At 60.1% G+C, this 24395-nt stretch carries 17 protein-coding genes; 6 read left to right on the top strand and 11 right to left on the bottom strand.

The window, feature by feature from the left end:
- Positions 1-51 precede the first annotated feature (51 nt).
- From ABIE16_RS18510 to ABIE16_RS18520, 3 genes are all read left to right on the top strand, one after another.
- Entirely contained in the window at positions 52-2922 is a 2871-nt protein-coding gene (locus ABIE16_RS18510) for an EAL domain-containing protein (protein WP_057712701.1), read from the top strand.
- 200 nt (positions 2923-3122) lie between these two features.
- Positions 3123-3989, top strand: coding sequence for a transcriptional regulator HexR (gene hexR / locus ABIE16_RS18515; RefSeq protein WP_007954250.1), 867 nt, complete (start codon positions 3123-3125; stop codon positions 3987-3989).
- A 219-nt stretch (positions 3990-4208) separates the two neighbouring features.
- The gene (locus tag ABIE16_RS18520; protein ID WP_085723603.1) at positions 4209-4418 is read left to right on the top strand and encodes a PA3496 family putative envelope integrity protein; all 210 of its coding nucleotides are present in this window, start codon (positions 4209-4211) and stop codon (positions 4416-4418) included.
- Here the strand turns inward: ABIE16_RS18520 and ABIE16_RS18525 are convergent.
- Positions 4360-5322 carry a LysR family transcriptional regulator gene (locus ABIE16_RS18525; RefSeq protein WP_218494602.1) on the bottom strand — a complete coding sequence of 321 codons (963 nt, stop codon included), beginning with the start codon at positions 5320-5322 and terminating at the stop codon, positions 4360-4362. The genes ABIE16_RS18520 and ABIE16_RS18525 overlap by 59 nt on opposite strands.
- Before the next feature lie 190 nt (positions 5323-5512).
- On the opposite strand from ABIE16_RS18525, the gene ABIE16_RS18530 reads away from it, so the two are divergent.
- On the top strand, positions 5513-6928 hold the full coding sequence (locus tag ABIE16_RS18530) for an acetyl-CoA carboxylase biotin carboxylase subunit (protein ID WP_007971702.1): 1416 nt from the start codon (positions 5513-5515) through the stop codon (positions 6926-6928).
- Between the two features lie 11 nt (positions 6929-6939).
- Entirely contained in the window at positions 6940-8748 is a 1809-nt protein-coding gene (gene oadA, locus ABIE16_RS18535) for a sodium-extruding oxaloacetate decarboxylase subunit alpha (protein ID WP_057712702.1), read from the top strand.
- 255 nt (positions 8749-9003) lie between these two features.
- On the opposite strand, the gene ABIE16_RS18540 is transcribed toward oadA, so the two are convergent.
- The 3 genes from ABIE16_RS18540 to ABIE16_RS18550 are packed head-to-tail and all read right to left on the bottom strand — an operon-like array spanning position 9004 to position 10772.
- A complete protein-coding gene (locus ABIE16_RS18540; protein WP_090452212.1) occupies positions 9004-9675 on the bottom strand; it encodes a GNAT family N-acetyltransferase in 672 nt (223 codons plus the stop codon).
- 16 nt (positions 9676-9691) lie between these two features.
- The gene (locus ABIE16_RS18545) at positions 9692-10138 is read right to left on the bottom strand and encodes an N-acetyltransferase family protein (RefSeq protein WP_429521705.1); all 447 of its coding nucleotides are present in this window, start codon (positions 10136-10138) and stop codon (positions 9692-9694) included.
- 10 nt (positions 10139-10148) lie between these two features.
- Positions 10149-10772, bottom strand: a complete 624-nt coding sequence (locus ABIE16_RS18550) for an FMN-binding negative transcriptional regulator (RefSeq protein WP_057712705.1) — start codon at positions 10770-10772, stop codon at positions 10149-10151.
- Between the two features lie 92 nt (positions 10773-10864).
- Between ABIE16_RS18550 and ABIE16_RS18555 the strand changes: the two genes are divergently transcribed.
- Entirely contained in the window at positions 10865-12418 is a 1554-nt protein-coding gene (locus ABIE16_RS18555) for a PLP-dependent aminotransferase family protein (protein ID WP_090452207.1), read from the top strand.
- A 35-nt stretch (positions 12419-12453) separates the two neighbouring features.
- Here the strand turns inward: ABIE16_RS18555 and ABIE16_RS18560 are convergent, their stop codons facing one another.
- The 7 genes from ABIE16_RS18560 to ABIE16_RS18590 all read right to left on the bottom strand — a co-directional run bounded on the left by ABIE16_RS18560 (position 12454) and on the right by ABIE16_RS18590 (position 24064).
- On the bottom strand, positions 12454-13092 hold the full coding sequence (locus ABIE16_RS18560) for a hypothetical protein (RefSeq protein ID WP_429521706.1): 639 nt from the start codon (positions 13090-13092) through the stop codon (positions 12454-12456).
- Positions 13093-13119: 27 nt separating this feature from the next.
- Positions 13120-17703 (bottom strand): hypothetical protein, encoded by a 4584-nt coding sequence (locus tag ABIE16_RS18565; RefSeq protein WP_429521707.1) that lies wholly within the window; start codon positions 17701-17703, stop codon positions 13120-13122.
- A gap of 158 nt (positions 17704-17861) precedes the next feature.
- Positions 17862-18962, bottom strand: coding sequence for a polyamine ABC transporter substrate-binding protein (locus ABIE16_RS18570; RefSeq protein WP_429521708.1), 1101 nt, complete (start codon positions 18960-18962; stop codon positions 17862-17864).
- Positions 18963-18973: 11 nt separating this feature from the next.
- A complete protein-coding gene (locus ABIE16_RS18575) occupies positions 18974-20005 on the bottom strand; it encodes a histone deacetylase family protein (protein ID WP_429521709.1) in 1032 nt (343 codons plus the stop codon).
- 268 nt (positions 20006-20273) lie between these two features.
- Entirely contained in the window at positions 20274-21266 is a 993-nt protein-coding gene (locus tag ABIE16_RS18580; RefSeq protein WP_090452197.1) for an AraC family transcriptional regulator, read from the bottom strand.
- 174 nt (positions 21267-21440) lie between these two features.
- On the bottom strand, positions 21441-22445 hold the full coding sequence (locus tag ABIE16_RS18585) for an asparaginase (RefSeq protein ID WP_429521710.1): 1005 nt from the start codon (positions 22443-22445) through the stop codon (positions 21441-21443).
- 167 nt (positions 22446-22612) lie between these two features.
- Positions 22613-24064, bottom strand: coding sequence for an alanine/glycine:cation symporter family protein (locus ABIE16_RS18590; protein WP_090452195.1), 1452 nt, complete (start codon positions 24062-24064; stop codon positions 22613-22615).
- Positions 24065-24395 lie beyond the last annotated feature (331 nt).

Raw genomic sequence — 24395 nt, forward strand, 5'->3', positions numbered from 1 at the left:
CCGAGCAGTTTCGGGCACATGCTCATCATTATAAGAACAAGAACATCGCCTATGACCCTCAGCTTCGACCTGTCGGGCCCCACTGTGGAACCCCGGGTGATCCGTAAACAGTACGCCATGGAAATGGCGGTCGAACGCACGCGCCTGTTGTATCAAGGCTCGCTGCTGCCCACGTTGTTCATGCTGATCAATGGCCTGGTCTGTGCCGGTTTGCTCTGGAGCCCGCAGCGCTATTTCCTGGTCAGTGTCTGGCTGGTGTGGTTGTTGTCATTGGTGGCATTGCGGGTGATTCAGGTCGCAGCCTTTGATTCGGCCATTCCCAACCGTCAGGCCCATCCCATCTGGCGGCGGATGTTTTTGCTGGGCTCCGGCCTCACCGGTCTGACCCTGGCCGGTGCCGGCATCGCCCTGGTTCCGGCCGATAACTTCATTCAGCAAGCCTGGGTCTTCGGCCTCATCGGTGCCGCAGCGCTCTCGGCCAGCGTGGCTTATGCGGTCAGCTTGCCGGCCTTCCTGTCATTCACCTTGCCCTGCCTGTTGCCGGCCATCGCCTATATGTTTTGGGGGGCTGACGAACAGCAGCAAGGTTGGGGCTGGTTCGGGCTGATCCTGCTCGGTGCGTTGAGCGTGGTTGCCTGGCAAGTCAATCGATTGATCGATCGGGGCTTGATGCGACGCTTTCAGAACCAGGCACTGATCGAGCATTTGCAGCAGGCGCAAAGCTGCAGTGATCAGCTCAATCAGAAGCTGGCCAAGGAGATAGAACAGCGCCGACGTGCCGAGGACGAATTGCGAGAGATCCAGGTCGACCTGGAAAACCGAGTCGCTCAGCGCAGCCTGGAACTGGACGCCGCCAACCAGGCACTGAGCAAGAGTGAGGCGCGCCTGGCGCTGGCATTGAAGGCCAGCGAGTTGGGGTTGTGGGACTGGAATCTGCAAACCGACGAAGTCCATCACACACAAATTCAGGAATTGTTCGGCCTGGAGCCGGAACAGGTCACGGCGATATTGCGTCACCTCAAGCCGCGCCTTCACCCCGAGGATCTTCCTGCGCTGAAAAGGGCGCTGGTCGAGCATTTGAAGGGCCGCACCGAGGACTATCAAATCGAGTATCGCGTGCGGCATGGCGACGGCCACTGGGTCTGGATCGAGGACCGCGGGCGGGCAGTCGAGCGTGCCGACAACGGCCGGGTGATTCGCATGGTCGGCACTCGCCGCGACATCAGCGCCAGCAAAAGTCTGGAAGAGCAGCGGCAATTGGCGGCGACCGTGTTCGAGGCGGCCAGCGAAGGGATCGTGATTTTCGATCCGAACTACGTTCTGATCGCGATCAATCAAGCCTTCAGTCGGGTGACCGGTTATGACATTGACGACATGATCGGACGCAATGTCGTTGAGTTGCCATGCAGTCGCGATGCGCGTAGGCATTACGCCGCGATACATCAGGCGCTGGAGCAGCAAGGCAGCTGGCAGGGCGAATTGGTGGAAACCCGCAAGAACGGCGAGATGTATCCGCAATGGCTGCAACTGAATGCCGTGCGCGATGCCCGGGGAAATGTGAGCCATATTGTGGGCTTCTTCGCTGATCTCTCGGCTCGTCGAGAGTCCGAACAGCGTATGCGCTATCTGACCCATTACGACGAACTTACCGGTCTGGCCAACCGCGCGATGTTTCGCGAACGACTCAACGAGGCTCATCAACGAGTGCGGCAGGGCGGTTATCGCAGCCTGGCGTTGCTGCACATCAATCTCGATCGGTTCAAGCAACTCAACGACAGCCTGGGGCATGAAGTCGCCGATCAGTTATTGCAGAAAATGGCCCGGCGACTGGTGAATGCATTGCCTGAAGCAGACACCATCGCGCGCCTTTCCGGTGATGAGTTTGCCGTGCTGTTCAATTCCTACGGCAACCTTTCGAGCCTGGCGAGGGTGGCGACTCGTCTGGCGAACAAGTTGCGTTTGCCGGTGACCATTGACGGGCATGAGCTGGTGCTCAGCGCGTCGATGGGCATCAGCTTGTTGCCGGACAGCGCGCGGGAAATATCGGCACTGGTCAGTCAGTCGAACATGGCAATGCAGCACGCCAAACACCTGGGTGGCGATAATTTCCAGTTTTACACCGACAGCTTGCAAGCCAGCACGTTGGAGCGTTTACAGCTGGAAAACCACTTGCGCAAAGCCATCGAAGACAAACAACTGAAGGTGTTTTACCAACCGAAACTGTGCCTGGCCACTGGCAGGTTGAATGCCGCCGAAGCCTTGGTGCGTTGGGATCATCCGACCATGGGCCGCGTGCCGCCGGGGGATTTCATTGGCCTGGCTGAAGAAACCGGATTGATCGGCCCGATCGGTGAGTTCGTGCTGCGTCAGGCCTGCTGGCAAGCCTGTGAGTGGCAACGGCAGGGACTCGAAGCAATTCGGGTGTCGGTCAATCTGTCGGTGCATCAATTGCGCCAAGGCAAGCTGGTCAGTCTGGTGCGGCAGGTGCTGGAAGAGACCGGGCTGGCGCCGCAACTGCTGGAGCTGGAACTCACTGAAAGCCAGTTGCTGGACAGCGTCGAACACATCATCGCAACCTTCCAGCAGTTGCGTGATCTCGGGGTGAAACTGGCCATTGACGATTTTGGCACTGGTTACTCATCCCTGAGCTATCTCAAGCGGATCCCGGTGGATTACGTGAAGATTGATCAGGCATTTATCCGTGGCTTGGGTGAGGGCAGCGAAGACGCGGCGATTACCCGGGCAATCATTGCCATGGCCCACGGCCTGAAGCTTAAGGTCGTGGCGGAAGGAGTGGAGCGCGGAGAACAGCTTGAGTTCCTGAAAGCCGAGCGCTGCGATGAGGTTCAGGGCTATTTGATCAGCCGCCCGGTTGAGGCTGAGACGTTGGCAGGTTTGCTGCACGCGCAAGCCGCAAGCTGACGAGGATACGTAAGTAGCTTTTGTCCTTTAAAACGTGCACCCGGCACACCTGGACAGGCGCCATGAGTGCTACATGAAGCGCGGGCACCTGAAATCGAGGGATTCGGTAACGCATTGAGCAGGCAAAAAGCCGATTCATGTAGTATAACTACAAGCGTGCTACATCCCCGGCACCTGCCAATAACAAAGAGTCCAGCCCTTTGAATCTGCTGCAACACATCGCCCAGTCTCGCCACCTGTTACGCAAGTCGGAGCTCAAGGTCGCCGACCACGTGCTGCTTGATCCTGCGGCCGTGATGCACAGTTCCATGGCCGACCTGGCCCACAGCGTGGGCATCAGCGAACCGACCATCGTGCGTTTTTGCCGTGCCATCGGTTGTTCCGGCTTTCAGGACCTGAAGCTGAAGCTGGCCCAGAGCCTGGCGGCAGGTGCAAGTTTTGGCCAGTTTGCGATCCATGAGGATGATTCGGTCGCTGACTACAGCCTGAAAATCTTCGACACCACCCTGCATACGCTGATGGAGGTTCGCGAGAAACTCGATCCGCTGGAATTGCAGCGGGCGGTGACGCTGATGTCCCAGGCCCAGCGTGTCGAGTTCTATGGCTTTGGTGCCTCGGGTGCGGTCGCGGCGGACGCCCAGCACAAGTTCTTCCGCTTGCTGCTCACCGCTGCGGCGTATTCCGACCCGCACATGCAGGCGATGTCGGCCGTGACGCTCAAGCCAACCGACGTGGCGATCTGCATTTCCCAGTCCGGGCGTTCCAAGGACCTGCTGATCACTGCCAACCTGGTGCGTGAAAGCGGTGCCTCGTTGATCACCCTGTGCCCGAGCCAGACGCCGTTGGCCGAACTGTCTACGGTCAATCTGGCGATCGATGTGCATGAAGACACTGAAATCTATACGCCGCTGACTTCGCGTATTGCCCACCTGGTGGTGATCGACGTGCTGGCGATGGGCGTGGCCATGGCGCGTGGCCCGAGCCTGGTCAACCACCTCAAGAGCGTCAAGCGCAGCCTGCGCAGCTTGCGGTTGTCGCCCAAGTCGGTGAAAGCGCTGGACGATTGAGCCAGGCCTGAGATTGCATGAAGGTTGTTCCGACCTTATCGCGAGCAAGCTCGCTCCCACATTTGATCATGCACGCCGCAGAACCTGTGGGAGCGAGGTCGCTCGCGATGGCGGCCTCGAATGCACCGCAATTTTCATCAGTTTGTAACCCCCAAGCCGCCAAACCGTCATCCCCCGCGCCTATCTTGAAACTCCCGTACTCGCCTTGGGAGACTCGAAATGGCCATGCCCTACGAAGAACGCAACAGCGCTGTCAAAACCCGTCGTCAGCAAGAAGATCAGCGCCGCATGGAATTCCGTCGCGCCATCGAAGATCGCTGCGAACGCCGTCAGCTTCTGGCCGAGATTGGCGATTTTCCAGAGCTGGAACTTAACTTCTGGCAGACGTCTCCCGTAGCTTCCCGTCGAAACGCTCAACCAGCGCGCTGATCTGAATCCGTTCGCTGCGGATAAACGCCAGGAAGGCATGAGCCACCGGTGACAGGCGCTTTGCCTTGGCCTGCACCAGGCACCAGCTACGGAATAGCGGCAGTTCTTCGACCGGCAATTCGATCAGCCCACCGGTTGCCAGCTCAAGGTTCAGGGCGTGGCGCGTCAACAGCGCAACGCCCAGGCCTGCCAGTACACATTCTCGCTGGGCTTCGGCAGACGAGACTTCCTGAGTCTGGTTGAAGTGCACGCGTTTCTCTTTGAAGTATTCTTCGCACGCCAGCCGCGTCCCGGAGCCTGGTTCACGCAGCAGCAGTGTGTAGGGTTCGAGATCCTGCAAGCGCAGCGGCCCCATATGACACAGCGGGTGATCCGGTGGCGCCACGGCGACGATCGGGTTGTTCAGGAACGGCAGGAATTCCAGGCCCATGTCCTGAGGCACCATGGACATGATCACCAGGTCGTCGCGGTTGTCCGACAAACGCCGAATGACCTGGCCGCGATTGACCACCGTCAGTTGCAGGTTCACCTCCGGGTGCTGGCGTTTGAAGGCGGCAAACAAGTGCGGCACGAAATATTTGGCGCTGGATTCCACCGCCAGTTTCAGCTGCCCCTGCAACGAACCCTGCATGTCCGACAGCTGCATGTCGAGGTTTTCCAGGCGTCCGAAAATATCCCGGCTGGCCCGCTGTAACGCTTCAGCCGCTTCGGTCATGTAGAGTTTTTTGCCGACGTAATCGAACAAAGGCTGGCCAATCAGCTCCTCAAGTTGACGAATCTGCAGGCTGACGGCAGGTTGTGTGAGCGACATTTCCTCGGCCGCGCGACTGTACGACCGCAAATCACAGACCTCGTTGAAGATCTGCAATTGCCGTAAAGTCATACGCATCAATGACTTACGCATAATGTGATCACTCTCGTCGCTAACAGGTGAATCAACTATAAGTCTTTACTTATGCATGACCCAATAATTATTCATTTTTGTTAATCCCTTGTGAGCGCTAGTGTGGACCTGCGACCAAATTGAAACATTTGGTCACGCGTCGACCTGGTCTAGCAGGTCGTGGGTACCACCGGCTCAAGGGAATTTCCAAGTGATAACAAAGATCCTGATCGCCAACCGTGGTGAGATTGCCGTACGAATCGTACGTGCCTGCGCCGAAATGGGCATTCGCTCGGTCGCGATCTACTCCGATGCCGACCGTCATGCCTTGCACGTCAAGCGAGCGGACGAGGCCCACAGCATTGGTGCCGAGCCACTGGCCGGTTACCTGAACCCGCGCAAGCTGGTGAACCTGGCTGTGGAAACCGGTTGCGATGCACTGCACCCAGGCTACGGCTTCCTTTCGGAAAACGCCGAGCTGGCGGAGATCTGCGCCGAACGCGGGATCAAGTTCATTGGCCCGTCGGCTGAAGTGATTCGCCGCATGGGCGACAAGACCGAAGCCCGTCGCAGCATGATCAAGGCCGGTGTACCAGTGACCCCGGGCACTGAAGGCAACGTGTCGGGCATCGAAGAAGCCCTGACCGAAGGCGATCGCATCGGTTACCCGGTGATGCTCAAGGCCACTTCCGGTGGTGGCGGTCGCGGCATTCGTCGCTGCAACAGCCGTGAAGAGCTCGAACAGGCTTTCCCGCGGGTCATTTCCGAAGCCACCAAGGCATTTGGTTCGGCGGAAGTGTTCCTGGAAAAATGTATCGTCAATCCGAAGCACATTGAAGCGCAAATTCTTGGCGACAGCTTCGGCAACGTGGTGCACCTGTTCGAACGTGACTGCTCGATCCAGCGCCGCAACCAGAAGCTGATCGAAATCGCCCCAAGCCCACAGCTGACCCCGGAACAGCGCGCCTATATCGGCGACCTGTCGGTGCGCGCAGCCAAGGCCGTGGGATACGAGAACGCCGGCACCGTGGAGTTCCTGCTCGCCGAGGGCGAAGTGTACTTCATGGAGATGAATACCCGGGTGCAGGTGGAACACACCATCACCGAAGAAATCACCGGCATCGACATTGTCCGCGAGCAGATTCGCATTGCCTCCGGTCTGCCGCTTTCGGTGAAACAGGAAGACATCCAGCACCGCGGCTTCGCCCTGCAATTCCGGATCAACGCCGAAGACCCGAAGAACAACTTCCTGCCGAGCTTCGGCAAGATCACTCGTTACTACGCTCCCGGCGGCCCCGGCGTGCGAACCGACACGGCGATCTACACCGGCTACACCATTCCACCGTTCTACGACTCCATGTGCCTGAAACTGGTGGTGTGGGCGCTGACCTGGGAAGAGGCGATGGACCGTGGCTTGCGCGCCTTGGATGACATGCGTCTGCAAGGGGTCAAGACCACCGCCGCGTACTACCAGGAAATCCTGCGTAACCCGGAATTCCGTAGCGGTCAGTTCAACACCAGCTTCGTTGAAAGCCACCCTGAACTGACCAACTACTCGATCAAGCGCAAACCCGAAGAGCTGGCCCTGGCCATCGCCGCCGCCATCGCCGCCCACGCAGGCCTGTGAGGAATAGAACAATGAGCAAACAAATCCACGTTACCGACACTATCCTGCGCGACGCCCACCAATCGCTGCTCGCCACCCGCATGCGCACCGAAGACATGCTGCCGATCTGCGACAAGCTCGACAAAGTCGGCTACTGGTCGCTGGAGTGCTGGGGCGGCGCGACGTTCGACGCCTGCGTACGTTTCCTGAAAGAAGATCCGTGGGAGCGTCTGCGCCAGCTGCGCGCCGCGCTGCCTAACACCCGCCTGCAAATGTTGTTGCGCGGCCAGAACCTGCTGGGCTACCGCCACTACAGCGACGACGTGGTCAAAGCCTTCGTGGCCAAGGCAGCGGTCAACGGTATCGACGTGTTCCGCATCTTCGACGCCATGAACGACGTGCGTAACCTGCGCGTGGCCATCGAAGCGGTGAAAGCCGCCGGCAAACACGCCCAGGGCACCATCGCCTACACCACCAGCCCGGTGCACACCATCGAGGCGTTCGTGAACCAGGCCAAGCAAATGGAAGCCATGGGTTGCGACTCGGTGGCGATCAAGGACATGGCCGGCCTGCTGACCCCGTACGCCACCGGCGAACTGGTCAAGGCTCTGAAAGCCGAGCAATCGTTGCCAGTGTTCATTCACTCCCACGACACTGCTGGCCTGGCCGCGATGTGCCAAATGAAGGCCATCGAAAACGGCGCCGATCACATCGACACCGCGATCTCCAGTTTCGCCTGGGGCACCAGCCACCCGGGTACCGAGTCGATGGTCGCCGCCCTTAAAGGCAGCGAGTTCGACACCGGCCTGAACCTGGAACTGCTGCAAGAGATCGGTCTGTACTTCTACGCGGTGCGCAAGAAGTACCACCAGTTCGAAAGCGAGTTCACCGCCGTCGACACCCGTGTGCAAGTCAACCAGGTACCGGGCGGGATGATTTCCAACCTGGCCAACCAGTTGAAAGAGCAGGGCGCACTCAACCGCATGAGCGAAGTGCTGGCCGAAATCCCGCGCGTTCGTGAAGACCTCGGCTTCCCGCCGCTGGTGACCCCGACTTCGCAGATCGTCGGGACCCAGGCGTTCTTCAACGTGCTGGCCGGCGAGCGCTACAAGACCATCACCAACGAAGTGAAGCTGTACCTGCAAGGCGGCTACGGCAAGGCGCCGGGCACTGTGAACGAACAACTGCGTCGCCAGGCCATCGGCAGCGAAGAAGTGATCGACGTTCGCCCGGCCGACCTGCTCAAGCCGGAAATGGCCAAGCTGCGTGCCGACATCGGCGCACTGGCCAAGTCTGAAGAAGACGTACTGACCTACGCCATGTTCCCGGACATCGGTCGCAAGTTCCTCGAGGAGCGCGCCGCTGGCACCCTCACGCCAGAGGTTCTGCTGCCGATTCCTGAAGCGGGTGGCGTGGCCTCTGCCGGTGGCGAAGGTGTGCCGACCGAGTTCGTCATCGACGTGCACGGTGAAACCTACCGCGTCGACATCACCGGTGTTGGCGTCAAGGCCGAAGGCAAGCGTCACTTCTACCTGTCCATCGACGGCATGCCGGAAGAAGTGGTGTTCGAGCCGCTCAACGAATTTGTCGGCGGCGGCAGCAGCAAGCGCAAGCAAGCCACTGCACCGGGTCACGTCAGCACCACCATGCCGGGCAACATCGTCGACGTGCTGGTCAAGGAGGGCGACACCGTCAAGGCAGGCCAGGCCGTGTTGATCACCGAAGCGATGAAGATGGAAACAGAAGTCCAGGCAGCCATCGCCGGTAAAGTCACCGCCATTCACGTGGCCAAGGGCGACCGGGTGAACCCGGGCGAGATCCTGATCGAGATCGAAGGCTGAGTTAACAGCCTCGATACAACGCTTTATACCTCGGGGGGGCATGTGCTCCCCTTTTTTTATGCCTGAAAATCCGTGCCTGAAAACCCTGTGGGAGCGAGCTTGCTCGCGATAGCGGAGCATCAGTCTCAACAATTGCTGAATGTGATGCCGCCATCGCGAGCAAGCTCGCTCCCACAGGTACTGTGTCCCATCAGTGAAGCGGGTGTTAATTGATCAAGAGCTCGCTCGCGATGGCGTAATTCCAGGCGCTGACGATTACCCGCGACACTCCACCAACGACTTCACCTGCCCCGAACCGGTCTGGTTCTCATCGCTCAGCCACTTTTCAAACCCCGCACCAATCGCCGGCCACTCCGAATCCAGGATCGAATACCACGCCGTATCCCGGTTCTGCCCCTTGACCACCATGTGCTGGCGGAACACCCCCTCAAAACTGAAACCCAGTCGCTCAGCCGCGTATTTGGAGCGGGCGTTGCCGTTGTTGCACTTCCATTCCAGGCGACGGTAGCCGAGGGCGAAGGATTCCCTGGCCAGCAGATAAACCGCCTCGGTGCTTTTCGGCGACCGCTGCATCGGGGCGCCGAAGGTGACGTGGCCGATTTCGATGCGGCCCTGGGCCGGGACGATGGACATCAGGCTGAGAATGCCCTGGACCTCGCCGCTGACGCGGTCGATCACGCTGAAGAAATACGGATCGCTGCTGGTCGCGTGGTTGTTCAGCCAGTCGTTGAAGACGCTGCGCTCCGGGAAGGGGCCGTAAGGCAGGTAGTCCCACAACTTCGGGTCAGCGCCCGGGCCTTGCAGGGCCTTGAACAGGTCGTCGCCGTGGCGCGCCGGGTCGAGTCTTTCCAGGCGGATGTAACGCCCTTCGATCAGTTGAGTCGTGGGGGGCGGAACGCCTTTCCAGTCGGCGAGTGAAATCGACATGCTGTTCTCCTTGAACCTAGATGGCTTTGCGAAACTGGATGAAACCGGGGCGTTCGGCGATGCGCTCGTAGAGCTGGATCGCGGTGGCATTGGTTTCGTGGGTCAGCCAGTGGACCTTGTTGCAACCGTCGGCCTTGGCTGTGGTGTAGACGAACTCGATCAACTGGCGGCCGACGCCGGTACCACGGGTTTGCGGGACCACCAACAAGTCTTGCAGGTAGCAGGAGTTTTCGATGGCCCAGTTCGAACGATGGTAGATGAAGTGCACCATCCCCACCGCTTTGTCATCGGCCCAGGCGAGGGCGGCGTGGGTCGGTTCGCTCGGGTCAAGCATGCGCTGCCAGGTGCTTTGAGTGACGGTATCCGCAAGTTCGGTGTTGTAGAAGCGCAGGTAGGCTTGCCACAGCGGCAACCATGCCGCGTGATCACCGGCGGTGACTTGGCGAACGTCGATCTGACTCATGGTGATTTCCTTAGCGCATCAATTGGGCGAGGGTTTGGTCGTTGACGTCGGGGCTGGCGGCCAGGCCTTTGCGCACGCCGGCGATGTCGGCGGGGCTGCGGTTCTGGCTGAGCTTGCGCTTGCCTTCCAGACGGTCGATGGGAATGGCGAAACCGACGATGGCCTTGAGCATGCCGTCGATGTAATCGGCGGGGGCATCGGCCACTGACCACGGTTGGGCGCGGCCAGCTTCATGACGATCGGTGAGGGTGCTGACGATGTCGAGCAGCCGCCCGCCATCACTGAAGGTTTCGGCTCGGCCATAGGCGTGTACGGCGACGTAATTCCAGGTTGGTACGACTTTGCCGTGTTCGGCCTTGCTCGGGTAGAAGCCAGGGCTGACGTAGGCGTCGGCACCGGCAAAAATCAGCAGGGCTTCGGCGCCGTCGCGCAGGTCTTTCCACTGTGGATTGGCTTTGGCCAGATGCCCGTACAACGTGCCGTTCGAGCCTTGCTCGCAATGCAGCAGCACTGGTACATGGCTGGCTTGCAGGCCGCTTTCACCGTGGGTCACCAATATGGCGAGACGGGTGGCGAGGATCAGTTCATGCAGTTGGGACAACTCGTCGATGGCAAAAGCACGTGGCGTGTACATGGAGATATTTTCCTTGGCGAATGTCTGCATCCTAGGCAGGCTATTGGTCTGTTGTAAGAGCCATTAATGACCAATTTCATAGGTCCATTGTGATGACTAGCGAACCACTGTCCCTGACCTTCAACCCGGCAGGTATCGAACTTGATCGTCGCCAGGGGCTGAGTCGTCAGCTCTACCAGGCATTGCGCACGCGTGTGTTGGACGGGCGACTGGCCAGCGGTACGCGTCTGCCTGCCAGTCGTGATCTGGCAGCCGCGCTGGCGATTTCCCGTAACAGCGTGGTGCGCGCCTACGATCAGTTGTACGCCGAAGGGTTTATCGAAGGGCGGGTAGGCGATGGGACTTATGTCGCGCAACTGCCCCAGGCAACCGTGCCGGCAAAAAAACTATCCACAAAAGTATCCACAGGGTTTTCAACAGGGTTACCCACAACCTTATCCACAAATCGGCTCGATTTACCTGTGGATTCATCCAGCAAAGTTATCCACAGTGGTGCATTGACTCGCGTCGAAAAGAACCATTTACCCATGCCGCCCAGTGGTCCGCCCAAGGCTTTTCGGGTTGGTGTTCCGGCGTTCGATCTGTTTCCGTTCGAGGTCTGGGCCAAGCTGAATGCGGCTTTCTGGCGTAAACCGGATTTCCAGCAACTGTGCTACGGCGACCCTGCAGGTGATGCGCGCTTGCGGGGGATGATCGCGGCGTATCTACGCAGCTCGCGGGGCATGCAGTGCACGGCTGAACAAATTGTGATCACCAGTGGCGCGCAACAGGGAATCAGCCTTTGTGCACAGCTGCTGGTGGAGCCGGGCGATGGGGTGGCGATCGAAAATCCGGGCTACCGCGCGGCGGGTCATGCCTTCGCCGTGGCCGGGGCGCGCTTGCACGGGGTAGCGGTGGATAGCGAGGGCATCGACTGCGGTGAGCTGGCGGGGCTCAGTGATTGCCGCCTGACCTATGTCACGCCGTCACATCAATACCCGACTGGCGTGGTGATGAGCCTCGCTCGCCGTCTGGAGTTGCTGGCCTGGGCCGAGCGCACCCAAGGCTGGATCGTCGAGGATGATTACGACGGCGAGTACCGCTACAGCGGTGCGCCATTGGCGCCTTTGGCGGCACTCGATCGTCACGGGCGAGTGTTGTATGTCGGCACGTTCGGCAAGGTCGCGTTTCCGGCGTTGCGCCTGGGTTATCTGGTGTTGCCAATGGGGCTGGTGGACGCGTTTTCCCAGCGTCGTGCCGTGGATGTGCGCCACTCCGAGGTCAGCACGCAGGCAGTCATGGCCGAGTTCATGGCGGCCGGACACTTCCAGCGGCATATCCGCCGCATGCGCCGTGCGGCACTGAGTCGGCGCAATACGCTGCTCAGTGGTTGGCCGCTGGATATCCCCGGCGTTGGCCCGTTGCCCACAGTCGCTGCCGGGCTGCACATGACCGTGTCAGTCGAAAGCGTGGCGCGCGAACAGGAACTGATCGAATTGGCGCGCAGTGTCGATGTCGAGATCAACGGTTTGAGCAGCTATTGGCTGCCGGAATCCACCACGCCCTTCGATCAACGCGCCGGGTTGGTACTGGGCTTTGCGGCGGTGCCCGAAAAGTCGGTCGAGGCGGCGCTGGAGCGATTGCGAGAGGCGTGGCGCGGTCGATGAAGCGGGCGGACCAGCAGTCCGCCCGCAGTCGTTCATCAGGGTTGAGTTTCGAGTTTGAGGAACAGATTCGGGTCGCTGATACGCCGCAGCACGTAGTCGATTGGCGCCAGAGTCGTGAGTACCTGGCGGCGTTCGGTCGTGAACTGCTCCATCGACGCATCAAGCGAATCGTAGTGAAAGTGCGCAAGCCGCAGAGGCTGATCCTTGTTGGTGGTGTCTAGCACCTGGTACTCCTGGAAATAATCCCTGCGCTTTTTGGTCTTGATTCGTCCCTGTTCGTTGCGGACGATACGGACCTGGTCGTTGTCCAGCAGCCACTGCAAGTACGCCTGTCGGGGCTGTCGATCCTTGAGCAGGCTGGCGCGAATACCAATGCCTTGAGCGCGTAGCTGGACGGCGGCACCATTGAGCTCCGAGCTCGGACCAGCGCCTGGGTCAGCGACTCGAACTGTGTGGGCATGGCTACGAGCGTGCCGTCGCGGACCCGCCATTGAGGCGTGCCGATCATGGTTTGGTCGGGGGCCGATCTCGCGCTCGGGTTGCAGCACCTTCAGCGCTTGGCGCAGTAACAGCGCGGCGACGCTATCGACAGTGGGACCCCTGTTGGTCTGGTAACTCACTTGGCTCTTTTTTAGCAAGCCGGGGGTTTGGGTATTCTCTGGGTGGTCTGTCATCGTCATTTTCCTTTTTGACGTGGCGGCTTACGAAAAGAACAGTGAGCGCGCCAGTTGCGGGCTGATCGCGCTGCGATAGATGGCGATCACCTGGCTGCTGGAAGCGGAATTAAGGTCGCTCCCTCCGGCCATCATCCGTTGATCACGCAGTTTCAAATGGGCGGCGGTAAACGCCTCGACAGGCGTATCAGAAGCGGCGTAGTGAAAATGGGCGTACCACAACGGTTGCCCGGTGCCTCGCTCGCGAATTTCGTACTCCTGCAGGTAATCCTTGCGCGGGCCTTTGAGTCGGCGTCGTTCACCACTGCGCACGACATCGATTTCATTTTTGCTTGATAGCCATTCGATGCGGGCGGCCGTGGGCGGCTGTTGCTTGATCATCTGGACGCGAATCCGGTAGCCCTCGGCGTACAGTCGAACACGTGCCGTGTTCAAGGCCGCGCCCAGTGTTGTCGCAGCGACGGTCGTATTCGAAGCGGTCAGAGTTTGCTCGAGTGTCTTCGCGCTTTTGTCGAGCTGTTCGGCTTTGTGCTGGAACAACTCTTCGATTTCCACCGGGATGCGGCCGGGTTTTTTTGCACTCGCTTCGGTTTTCTGGATGAAGCTTTCCACGCCATCGAGCAGCTCCTGACCTTGAGTGATTTGTGTGGCGAGGTCCGGTAGTTGTACCGCTGGGCGGCGACGTCTGGGTTGCACGCGCTCAATCCAGACGCCGGGTGTTTTTTCGTGAAAGGTGGCGATCACTTTGCCGGTCAAGGGCGATTTCACATCCAGCAGAACCGGCTCTCCCGATGCCGAGGGACGCACTTCGCCCACAACCGTACCCTTGAAGCGTGTCTTGACCACTCGTTTACGCGATGCCGATGCGGGCTTTGACGGACCGGGCCGGGGTTCTACCGGCCGTTGTTCGCGCAGCAGTTGCGCCAGATTGGCTTCGGTGTCCTGCTGGAATTCACTGATCCGTGTACGTACGTGTTTGAACGGTTGCTCCAGAACCGCGTCCTTGTGGGTGAGGCTGAAGTCTTCAAAGGCCTGGTCGATAGCGGCAAACTGTTCGAGCATGCCGTTGAGGCCTTCGATACGTTCGCCTGCCGCCCAGGCACTGTTTTGCAGCATCAGTTCTTGCGAGGTCTGTATGACCAGGTTGGTGGTATCGAGCAAGCGCTCGAATGCGCCCCGGGCGTCGATCAGCGCGGCACTGTTTCCTTCTTTCAAGCAGACGTCGCGAGCCAGCGAAACCTGGAGCGCCTTGAGATCGTTAACACTGAAAGCGGGCAGTTTTGCCCGGTAGGTACTGGCCACTTCAGCAGCATTTCTACCGAGTCGACTCAAGTCATGGAGCCGCGATTGGGCAAACTCTATTTTGCCGATCACACCCTCGGTCAGGTCGACCATTTTCCGGTAGGTTGCAGAATTACCGGTCCCGCCTGTCGTTTCCTCGGCATCGAGCAGCGCCAGGGTTTCCCTCAAGGTCTGCGTAAACGTTGCATTGTGCTGATCGAGCCACGTCTGGTTGAAGAACAATTGAGTGCCGAGCATCTCGACCATGGCGGTTCGGTAGTTGGGCACCGTTTCGAGCAGGTTCAGCGACTTCAACTGCTCGATAGGGGCGGCGTATTCCTGGGTGCGGTGCTCGAGCTTCTCGAGGAACTGCGTTTGCGCGGCCGACAGTGCTTCGTCACCGACTGATTTTTTCATGGCGTTGTGGGCGTCCGTCAGCTCTGTACGTGCCCGCTCGCGTTCATTGTCAAACTCGGCCAGTTGCTTCTTGAGTTCGGCGATGCGTGCACGGTTTTGTTGCTTCAGTGCCTTGCGTCGGCTCGACAGACCGCCGCCGCGCAGGCGCAGGCGCGTGTCGACGAACCAGTCACCGCGTTGGTTGCTGATCAGTGCCGGACCGCTGCGCACGGGCTGCTGTCGAGAGTCGATGATCGACACTTCGCCCGTGTCCTCGACGGCCACCTCGAACCAGCGCTCGCCCACCGGCGCATAAAAGCTCTTTTCTTTTCGGTAGAGGTGGCGATAGACGCCGTTGCCACTATCGGGCGGTGTGAGCTGTTCGGGTGGAGTGACCTTGAACTGATCCAGGGTTTTTGTCAGGTCCAAGGCCGCATCGGTTGCCACTGTCTGGCGATGTTGCACAGGAGGGGGCTCGCTGACGATGTCGGGTAATTGCACGACGGTCACAGGTTGTCGGGCCGGTTTTTCCTGTTGCTCGATCGCTTTTGCAATGGGCTTTTCCTGGACCCTGCGCGCAGGCGGATTACGCGTACTGGCGTGATGGGCAAGCACCATGGCAAGGGTCAGCAACAGGTCGGTCATGGCTGACTTCTGCTGCTGATGGTCGCCACGGTCGGCCGCGTCGAGGGTTTGCTGCAAGTCATCCAGCACTTGCCAGATCCAGGCGGCCGTCCCGACGGTTCGACCGAGAAAGGGCAATGCGGCATTGAGCAGCGTCCAGGCTGTACGCTTGAAAGTCGCCCAGCGATTTTGCGCGTTGGACAGCGATTGCCGTTGCGCCAGTTCGACCAGCGCATTGACGTTGGCCTTGTACAGGACGGCCAGGTAATTGCCGCTGAGAACCCGAGAGCCGAGGGAAATCGGGCCGCTCATTTGCAGGGAGGTCAGCGGGTCGGCCAACAGTTGAGAAATGCTCCAGACCGAAGGTCGGTCACCGGTGAACACATAGTTGGCATAGTTGGCGCGGGCACCGTCCGGCAGCCAGGCGAGTACGGACTGGCGCAACGTCGGCGAGTGTTTGATGGTGTAGACCAAGTTGGCCGGCGTTGGATACTGGCTCAGCGGTTGTTCAAGCATTGGCCGGTAAAGCAGGCAAGGCCCCTTGTCCATCTGGCGGGGCCCGATCACGAACATGTTGGTCACTTCATCGGTGGCGCCACCGATGCGCCAGCCGGGCGCGAATGCCAGTGGGCGAATCACGATCTCCTGGCCATCCACCCAGCGATTGGCGTCGAGCACTTGCACCACGGCGGCGACATAGCGGTAACCGGTCTCGTCGATGCCGTGCTGCTTGCGAATCTTCAGCTGTAAGGCCAGCAGCGGTAACTCGACGCGCAAATGGCTGGTGAACAGGTTCTGACGCCGCAGGCTGTCCACGGGTTCGGCGAGCAGCTTGCTTTTGATCAGCGCCGGGTAGTGCTGGCCGATGTCGACGCGTGTAATCAGCTCCTCCAGATAGCTCACCGTCATCCACTGCGGCAGCGCGGCGGCGCTGGAACTGCGTACGAATTTGTTGCCTTGCGGCAGGGCAATCAGGTTTTGCAGCGCCAGGTCGACCAGGCTCAGGGTGGTGCGCTCAGGGTCCACCGTTGGCACAAAGCTGCCCCAGACCACCACGCTGTCGACCACGATTTCGATGTCCGCCAGGTTCAGATGTGCGGCATCGGCATGTTGCGCGAGCATGGCTTCGCGCAGTCGATCCAGCGCAAATTCGCGGATCGGTTTGAGCCCGTCCAGAAAGGACTTCCCGGCGTTCTGATTGCGCACCGTCACCAGATCCATCAGATGACGGCTGTAAGCGGTGAGATCGGTGGATGACGCATCGGCCATCCAGTCTGGCAGCGATTGCTCGACCTGATTGAATCGCGAGGATGACTGTTTGTCCGTCGGGTCGAGCTCGTTGGTCGTATGGCTGACGTGGGGCGCCAGGTCCGGGTTTGCCGCCGCGGGTTCGTTGGCCAGCGCACCGATTGCATCGGCCTGCAGGGCTATCAGGTTGCACGCCAGGCGGTCGAAATAATTGCCCGGCGGTTCGGTCAGGCGCCAATGCAGGACATTTCCCGGTACTTGCCCATCGGTGTCCGCCAGCAACGACGCGCCCAGTTCCTGCAAGGAGTCAAACGCCTGGAAGCCACGGGTGATGGTGTGAGTGAGAACAAGGGTACGGCTACCCAGCGTCCCGATCAGTACTGCCGTGTCGACGATGTTAATGTGCGTCGAAGCCGCGCCGCTTTGGCCGTCCAGGTCAATCAGGCAGGCGCGTGACTGATAAAGGTCATGCGCACGACGTGCGTTTTTGTCCGGGTAGGCGAAAAGCTTGCCGGCCATGGCGTGCTGGTCGCTGTCCCAGTCCGGGTTGGCTTCGATGTTCCATAGGTCGCGCAAGGATTTGGACAGTGCCTGCCAGCGTGGAGCCGATGCGGGGGTGAACTGGTTCCAATAATCGACTTGTTGCTCTTGAAACGCGACAAACAGCAGTGGCGCCAACTCATTGAGCAGGCGCCCAATGGCATCGATGCTGACGGGCAGTTGCGCCGGTGTCTGCACCTGGGGTTGCAACGTTAGGTAGTGCTCGCCGTCGAGGTAGACCACGGGCGTTCGCGCTACGCCATGGCGCACCAGTGCGTCTGTCAGCGACTCGAAGCGCCTTGACCCAGGCTCGACACTGCCATTGTGCAAGATCCAGGTCGGCGTCACCACCATGGCCAGGCGGGGATCGATTTGCAAATTCGGGTACAGCGCTTTCAGGGCTGGTTGCAGCGCATGTGTGGCGACTTCCCTGATCGAGGGGCCGGTTACCAATTGGGTGAGAAGGGCATCTTGATCAGAGGGGAGGCTGGTTTCAGACGAAGGGCTGGAGGTACTTGTCATGGTCACATCCTTTGTGAGGGTAGCAGGCACCGTGGAAGGTTCGGTGCGCGGTCCATTGCAAAGTAGCGACGGGTATAGCGGCGTTGGCGGTAAATAAATATCGCGGGCAAAAAAAAAGACCTGCGCAAGCGCAGGTCAGGATAAACCCGCGTCGGCTATCAGGTGCCCGACTTGATCTTGGTCCAGGCCCGGGTCCGCGCGCGCTCGGCATCGCGCGGCAGCGGTTGCAGGGTGTAGAGCGTACCCATCGCCGCATCGGTCGGGTACAGGTTCGGGTTGTTGCGGATCGCCGGGTCGACCAGCTCCGTGGCGTCCTTGTTCGGGTTCGGGTAACCGACAAAGTCACTGACCGGTGCAATCACCTGCGGCTGTAGCAGGTAGTTGATGAAGGTGTAGGCGTCTTCGGGGTTTTTCGCCCCCTTCGGAATCGCCAGCATGTCGAACCAGATCGGCGCGCCTTCCTTCGGCAAACGCATGTCGACGACCACCCCATTCTTGGCTTCCTTGGCGCGATTGGCGGCTTGCGAGAAGCTGCCGGAATAGCCGACTGCGACACAGATGTCACCGTTGGCAATGTCAGCCATGTACTTGGACGAGTGGAAGTAGGTGATGTACGGACGGATCTTCATCAGCAGTGCTTCAGCCTTGTCATAGTCCGCAGGCTTCTTGCTGTTGGGGGCCAGGCCGAGGTGTTGCAGGGCCAGCGGCAGGATCTCCGAGGGCGAGTCGAGCAGGGCGACACCGCACTGCTTGAGCTTGCTGATGTTCTCTTCCTTGAAGATCAGGTCCCAGCTGTCTACCGGCGCGTCGGCGCCCAGGGCTGCCTTGACCTTGTCCGGGTTGAAGCCGATCAGGATGGTCCCGTACATGTACGGCACGGCAAATTTGTTGCCCGGGTCGTTGGCTTCGATCAGCTTCATCAGCTTGGGATCGAGGTGGTTCCAGTTCGGCAGCTTGCTGCGGTCCAGGGGCTGGAATACGCCGGCTTCGATTTGCTTGGCGAGGAACACGTTGGACGGCACCACCACGTCGTAGCCGGAGTTGCCGGTCAGCAGCTTGGCTTCCAGTGCTTCGTTGGTGTCGAAGATGTCGTAGACCAGTTTGGTCTGGGCGTTCTGAGCCTTGAAGTCTTCCAGGGCCTTGGGGGTGATGTAGTCGAACCAGTTGTAGACGCGCAGCGTGCGTTCTTCAGCGTGCACGGCACCACCGAGCAGCGTGGCGCACAGCGCGGGAGCGATAAAGCGCTTGAGTCTGTTCATTGTTGTTTTCCTCACTGAGCGCTTTCAAAGCCTTCGAGTACGTTCACGGCGTTGATGCCGATTTCTTCCACCGCATAACCGCCTTCCATCACGAACAGCGTTGGCTTGCCGAGGCCGGCGATGCGCTTGCCCATGGCCAGATAGTCCGGGCTGTCGAGTTTGAATTGCGAGATCGGATCGTCCTTGAAGGTGTCGACGCCCAGGGACACGACGATGATGTCGGCACCGTAGTTGTCGATCTCTTTGCAGGCCTGCTCCAGCGCCGCACTCCAGGTGTCCCAGCCCGAGCCAGCGGCCAGCGGATAGTTGAAGTTGAAGCCTTCGCCGGCACCTTCGCCCAGCTCGTCTTCATAGCCGAGGAAGAACGGAAACTCGGCTTCCGGGTGACCGTGGATCGAGGTGAACAGCACATCGCTTCGCTCGTAGAAAATCGACTGGGTGCCGTTGCCGTGGTGGTAATCGACGTCGAGGATCGCGACTTTTTTGTGGCCCTGATCGAGGAACGCCTGGGCCGCGATGGCGGCGTTGTTGAGGTAGCAATAACCACCCATCAAATCGCTGGCGGCGTGGTGTCCCGGTGGACGGCACAGGGCGAAAGCAGAACGGGCGCCGCGCTGGATTTCAGCTTGGGCGGTGAGCGCGACTTGTGCTGCGCTGTACGCCGCTTGCCAGGTGCCGGCGGTGATCGGGGCGCCGCCGTCGAAGCTGTAATAGCCGAGTTGGCCGTGCAGGCTGGTCGGTTTGATCGGGCGCAAGGTGCGTGCAGGCCAGGTGTAGGGCAGCAGGTCACCGTCGGTGTTGAACTCGGTCCAGCGTGCCCAGGCACCTTTGAAGAAGTCGAGGTAGTCGCGGCTGTGAATGCGGGCGATAGGCTCAAGACCGAAATCCTTTGGCGCTTCGACTGGGCCAAGGTTCTGGTTCTGCACGCGTTGCAGCACATGATCGGCGCGCGATGGCATCTCGAAGCACGGCTTGAGCTGGCCGTCGATGAGTTCGCAGCGGCCATGGTGCAGGTGGTGATCGTCAGAGTAGATCGTCAGCATTTGTTGTTCTCCGCAGGGCTGATTCGGTTGCCCCCAGTGTTGCGGCGCACGGCGAATCGGAGAACGGCAGGAAAGGCCAAAAGGGGATCAATATGGCCAAAACATTTGACCGAAATTCGCCCCTTGATAATGCGGAGCTCTCGCGGCCGCCTTCGCGAGCAAGCTCGCTCCCACAGGTGAGCCTCAGCGTCCGCGATTTTTTGTAAGACGCATACCCCTTGTGGGAGCGAGCTTGCTCGCGATGGCGGCAGATCGGTCACTACAGCCCTCAGGGCCGGAACTGACTCGGCGCCACACCACTCCAGCGCACAAAGGCATGGCGAAAACTCGCGGTCTCGCTGAAGCCCAACGCTTCGGCAATCTGATAGATCGGCAATTGATCCTCGCAAAGCATTTGCTTGGCCTGCTCGAAGCGCAGTTCGTCGAGCAGCTCCTGGTAGCTGCAACCCATGTCCTTGAGATGCCGGCGCAAGGTCCGCGCCGAACAGTTCATTTGCTCGGCCAGCCCCTCCAGCCCGGGCGCGGCATTCAGTTGCGCGCTGAGCAATTGGCGGATCCGTCCCAACCAGGCCTGTCGCCCGGTGAACTCGATGTTCTGTTTGCGGCAGCGTTCGGCCATGGCTTGATGGGTGATGACATCGGCCAGCGGCAATGGCTGGTCGAGCCAGCGCTTGTCAAAGGCGAAGGCATTGTTGCGCGCGCCGAAGTGCACAGGGCAATCGAAGTGTTCGGCGTAGCTTGTCTCGTAGTCGGGCGCGGCATGTTCGAAGCGTGCGCCGAGCAAGGGCAAAGGATGGCCGAGCAGGTCGTCGCAGGTGACTTTCAGCGACACCAGGCAGAACTCGGCGTTGAACACCGCCATGGTCGGGCTCTCGCGGTAATCGGCGGCGGCGAACCAGATGCGTTCTCCATCGTCTTCAAGGCTCAGTTCGAAAAGTGTTCCCAGCAGCGCCGGATAACGCATCGCCAGACGCAAAGCGTCACCGAAGGTGGCACTGGTGAGCAGGGCGTAACCGAGCATGCCGTAGCAGGAGACGTGCATCCGCCGGCCCAGTTCCAGGCCGATGTCACGCTTGAGCGCGACGGCGTTGGCACAGACCTGCATTTCCTGATTGGTGGTGATGCGCGTGTCGGCACGGTTCAGATCTGCCGCACTGATGCCGCTTCCGGCCAGCAGTGCTTCGCTGGACAAGCCTTGTGCCTTGAAGGCATCGAGTACCAGGGAGACGGCATTGAGGGTGGTGAGGTGGGAGTGGAGCATAAGGACTTCCAGCCTTGGGATAGCTGGAACACAGCAAGTTATATGCCGAGCGCTGGAAACTGTAGGAGCGAGCCCGCTCGCGAAAAGCCTGAGAGCGCCGCGGGGTGTCAGGCTCCCGGCGTTATCGTTAACGACCATCGCGAGCGAGCTCGCTCCTACACGTGGTGTGGTGTGTCAGCTCAATTCGCCGCAGAGGTCGAGTTCAACGAGACGGCGAACCTCGGCCGCTTCGAGTCCGGCTCCCAGCAAGCCATGCAACTTGCCAAACGCCGCCTCACGGGTCATGCCGCCACCGGACAGCACGCCAACCCCACGCAGGCGGCTGCCTGCCTCATACACATCGAGCTTCACGCCACCTTCATGGCATTGGGTAACGGCAACCACCACCACGCCGTTGTCCCGTGCACGGCCGAGGCTGGCGAGGAACTCTGGATTGTCGCTCGGCCCGGTGCCGCTGCCGTAGCACTCCAGCACCAGACCTTGAATACCGCTGTCGAGCAAACCATCCAGCACCTCGGCGCTAATGCCGGGAAACAGCGGCAATACCGCGACCTTCGCCAATTGCTTCGGCTGGTTGTAGTTCAGTTGTGCCGGAATCGAGGCCGCTTTCACACCGCCGCCCTGACGCACCAGTCGCTTGAAGGGATGACGGCCAAAACTGCGCACCTTGGCGCAACGGGTCGGGTCCAGCAGTTCGCCATGGAAGTACAGATGCACGCCCGGCGCCAGGCCTTGGCCCAGCGCAACCAGCGCGCCGCCGAGGTTTTCCCAGGCGTCGCTGTCCGTTACACCTGCCGGCAGCATCGAGCCGGTGAAACACACGCGGGCATGCAGGCCGAGCAACTGGAAACTCATCGCGGCCGCGCTGTAGGCCAGGGTGTCGGTGCCATGCAGGATCAGCACGCTGTCGCAGCCCTGAACATCCACCGCATCGACCACCGCTTCACGCAACTGCTGCCAGTACGTCGGGGTCATGTTGGCACTGTCGATCAGCGGCGACATTTCACGGAAACGCCATTGCGGTACCACCAGTTCAGGCTGGCTGTGCAGATAGTCGCGCATCCGCGCTTCGAAACCGGACGCCGGGGCCAGGCCGTTGGCGCTCGCCTGCATGCCGATGGTGCCACCGGTGTAGAGCACCATGACGTGCTGGGCGGCGGGGTAGGTCGACGAATTCATGAAGATTCTCCGAAAGGAAGAGTTCCTGTGGGAGCGAGCTTGCTCGCGATAGCGGTATGTCAGACATCGCTATGTTGACTGACAGTGCGCCATCGCGAGCAAGCTCGCTCCCACAGTTTTTCGAACTTTAACTGACGGGCGCACGCGATGCGCCCGTCATTTACCTGTCAGCGTTGCGCTGCGGGTACGCCTTGCGGCTCAACTTCAGTCTTGCCGACAGCGGCAGGCGGGTTGGCCGGCCACGCCTGGCGATCCAGATCCAGATCCGGGAACTTGGCGGAGTCGAACACCGGAGTCTTGATCCCGGCGGCGCGTTGGTCATCGTAGTCACGCAGGATGCGCATGCCGACCTTGAACAGCAGGAAGAGCGCGATCAGGTTGACGAACGCGAGCATGGTCATGGTGATGTCGGCGAAAGCGAACACGGTGCCGAGGTTTTCGATGGCTCCCCAGAAAATCAGCACCAGTACCAGCGCGCGATAGCCCATCAGCGCTTTGCGGTTTTCACCGATCAAAAAGCGCAGGTTGTTCTCACCCAGGTAGTAGTTGTAGAGGATCGAGGTGAACACGAACAACGCCAGGGCTACGGAGATGAACATCCGGCCCCAGTCACCGACCACGGCGGCCAGTGAGTTCTGGGTCAGGGCAATGCCGTCGCCTTCGAAGCCAGGGGTGTAGAAACCGGAGAGCAGAATCAGCAACGCGGTGCAGGTGCAGATCACGAAGGTATCGAGGAACACGCTGAACGCCTGGACCACGCCTTGCGCCACCGGGTGTTCGACCGCTGCAACCGCCGCCACGTTAGGTGCACTGCCCAGACCTGCTTCGTTGGCGAACACGCCACGCTTCACGCCCATGATAATGGCGCTGCCGATCAGGCCACCGAAAGCCTGGTCCAGACCGAAGGCGCTCTTGACGATGGTCATCAGCATGTCCGGCACCTGGTCGAACTGCAGCACGATCACGTAGATGGTCACGCCGATGTACGCCAGGGTTTTCACCGGCACCAACAGGTCGGCGACCTTGGCGATGCGCTTGATCCCGCCGATGAACACCAGGCCCAGCAGTACGGCCAGGCCGATGCCGGTGTAAGTGGTGTCGAGGCCGAACGCGTTGTTCAGCGAGTGCGTCACAGCGTGAGCTTGCAGGCCGTTGAAGGCGAAGCCGAACGTCACCAGCAACAGGAACGCCATCAGCATGCCCAACCAGCGTTTTTGCAAACCGTGCTGGATGTAATAGGACGGGCCACCGCGGAACTGGCCCTCGGAATCGCAGCGCTTGTAGAGCTGGCCGAGGGAGCATTCGAAGAAGCTGCTGGACATGCCGACCAGCGCGGTCACCCACATCCAGAACACCGCACCTGGGCCACCGAGGGTCACGGCAATGCCGACACCGGCGATGTTGCCCGCACCGACGCGGCCGGCGAGGCTGAGCATCAGGGCCTGGAACGAGCTCAGTTGCCCGGCGCTGCTTTTGAGGCTGTCGCGGAACACCGCGAACATGTGGAAGAAGTGACGCAATTGAACGAAACGCGAGCGGATCGTGAAGTAACTACCGAGCCCGACAATGAGCACGATCAGTACTTTCCCTGAGAGGAAGTCGTTAATGACTTCGAGCATGGATTATTCCTCGCTGTTTTTTGTGTAGGCAACAATGCTGGCCGGACAGACACATCGAGTTACACCCCTTGGCGCACGGCACAATGGGCGGTACGAAGTTCGTCCCGGTTTCATATCGCGGGTTTGTTATTAGTTCGGGTTTCGCATGGGTTGTGGCCTCGCTACCGACGACCGCTCATGCGAAGAGGGGCGGCACTATACCGATGACAGTGCCGTCCGTCTGCACGGTTGTGGTGCGTGCGGTGAAACGAAGCCTTTGAAACACCTGACATTTTTGCTGTCAGGCTATGTGGGAACTGCTCTTGGTGGGAGCGGGCTTGCTCGCGAAAGC

The sequence above is a fragment of the Pseudomonas sp. 2725 genome (genome assembly GCF_050434585.1).
Classification (GTDB): domain Bacteria; phylum Pseudomonadota; class Gammaproteobacteria; order Pseudomonadales; family Pseudomonadaceae; genus Aquipseudomonas; species Aquipseudomonas jessenii.

Excerpts from the sequence above, each read along its gene's own strand:
- ABIE16_RS18575 (WP_429521709.1), bottom strand. The coding sequence starts at position 20,005 with ATGCTGACGATCTACTCTGACGATCACCACCTGCACCATGGCCGCTGC.
- ABIE16_RS18510 (WP_057712701.1), top strand. The coding sequence starts at position 52 with ATGACCCTCAGCTTCGACCTGTCGGGCCCCACTGTGGAACCCCGGGTG.
- ABIE16_RS18570 (WP_429521708.1), bottom strand. The coding sequence starts at position 18,962 with ATGAACAGACTCAAGCGCTTTATCGCTCCCGCGCTGTGCGCCACGCTG.
- ABIE16_RS18550 (WP_057712705.1), bottom strand. The coding sequence starts at position 10,772 with ATGTACACGCCACGTGCTTTTGCCATCGACGAGTTGTCCCAACTGCAT.
- ABIE16_RS18520 (WP_085723603.1), top strand. The coding sequence starts at position 4,209 with ATGGCCATGCCCTACGAAGAACGCAACAGCGCTGTCAAAACCCGTCGT.
- ABIE16_RS18555 (WP_090452207.1), top strand. The coding sequence starts at position 10,865 with ATGACTAGCGAACCACTGTCCCTGACCTTCAACCCGGCAGGTATCGAA.
- ABIE16_RS18585 (WP_429521710.1), bottom strand. The coding sequence starts at position 22,445 with ATGAATTCGTCGACCTACCCCGCCGCCCAGCACGTCATGGTGCTCTAC.
- ABIE16_RS18580 (WP_090452197.1), bottom strand. The coding sequence starts at position 21,266 with ATGCTCCACTCCCACCTCACCACCCTCAATGCCGTCTCCCTGGTACTC.
- ABIE16_RS18590 (WP_090452195.1), bottom strand. The coding sequence starts at position 24,064 with ATGCTCGAAGTCATTAACGACTTCCTCTCAGGGAAAGTACTGATCGTG.
- ABIE16_RS18525 (WP_218494602.1), bottom strand. The coding sequence starts at position 5,322 with ATGCGTAAGTCATTGATGCGTATGACTTTACGGCAATTGCAGATCTTC.
- ABIE16_RS18540 (WP_090452212.1), bottom strand. The coding sequence starts at position 9,675 with ATGTCGATTTCACTCGCCGACTGGAAAGGCGTTCCGCCCCCCACGACT.
- ABIE16_RS18560 (WP_429521706.1), bottom strand. The coding sequence starts at position 13,092 with ATGACAGACCACCCAGAGAATACCCAAACCCCCGGCTTGCTAAAAAAG.
- ABIE16_RS18545 (WP_429521705.1), bottom strand. The coding sequence starts at position 10,138 with ATGAGTCAGATCGACGTTCGCCAAGTCACCGCCGGTGATCACGCGGCA.
- oadA (WP_057712702.1), top strand. The coding sequence starts at position 6,940 with ATGAGCAAACAAATCCACGTTACCGACACTATCCTGCGCGACGCCCAC.
- ABIE16_RS18565 (WP_429521707.1), bottom strand. The coding sequence starts at position 17,703 with ATGACAAGTACCTCCAGCCCTTCGTCTGAAACCAGCCTCCCCTCTGAT.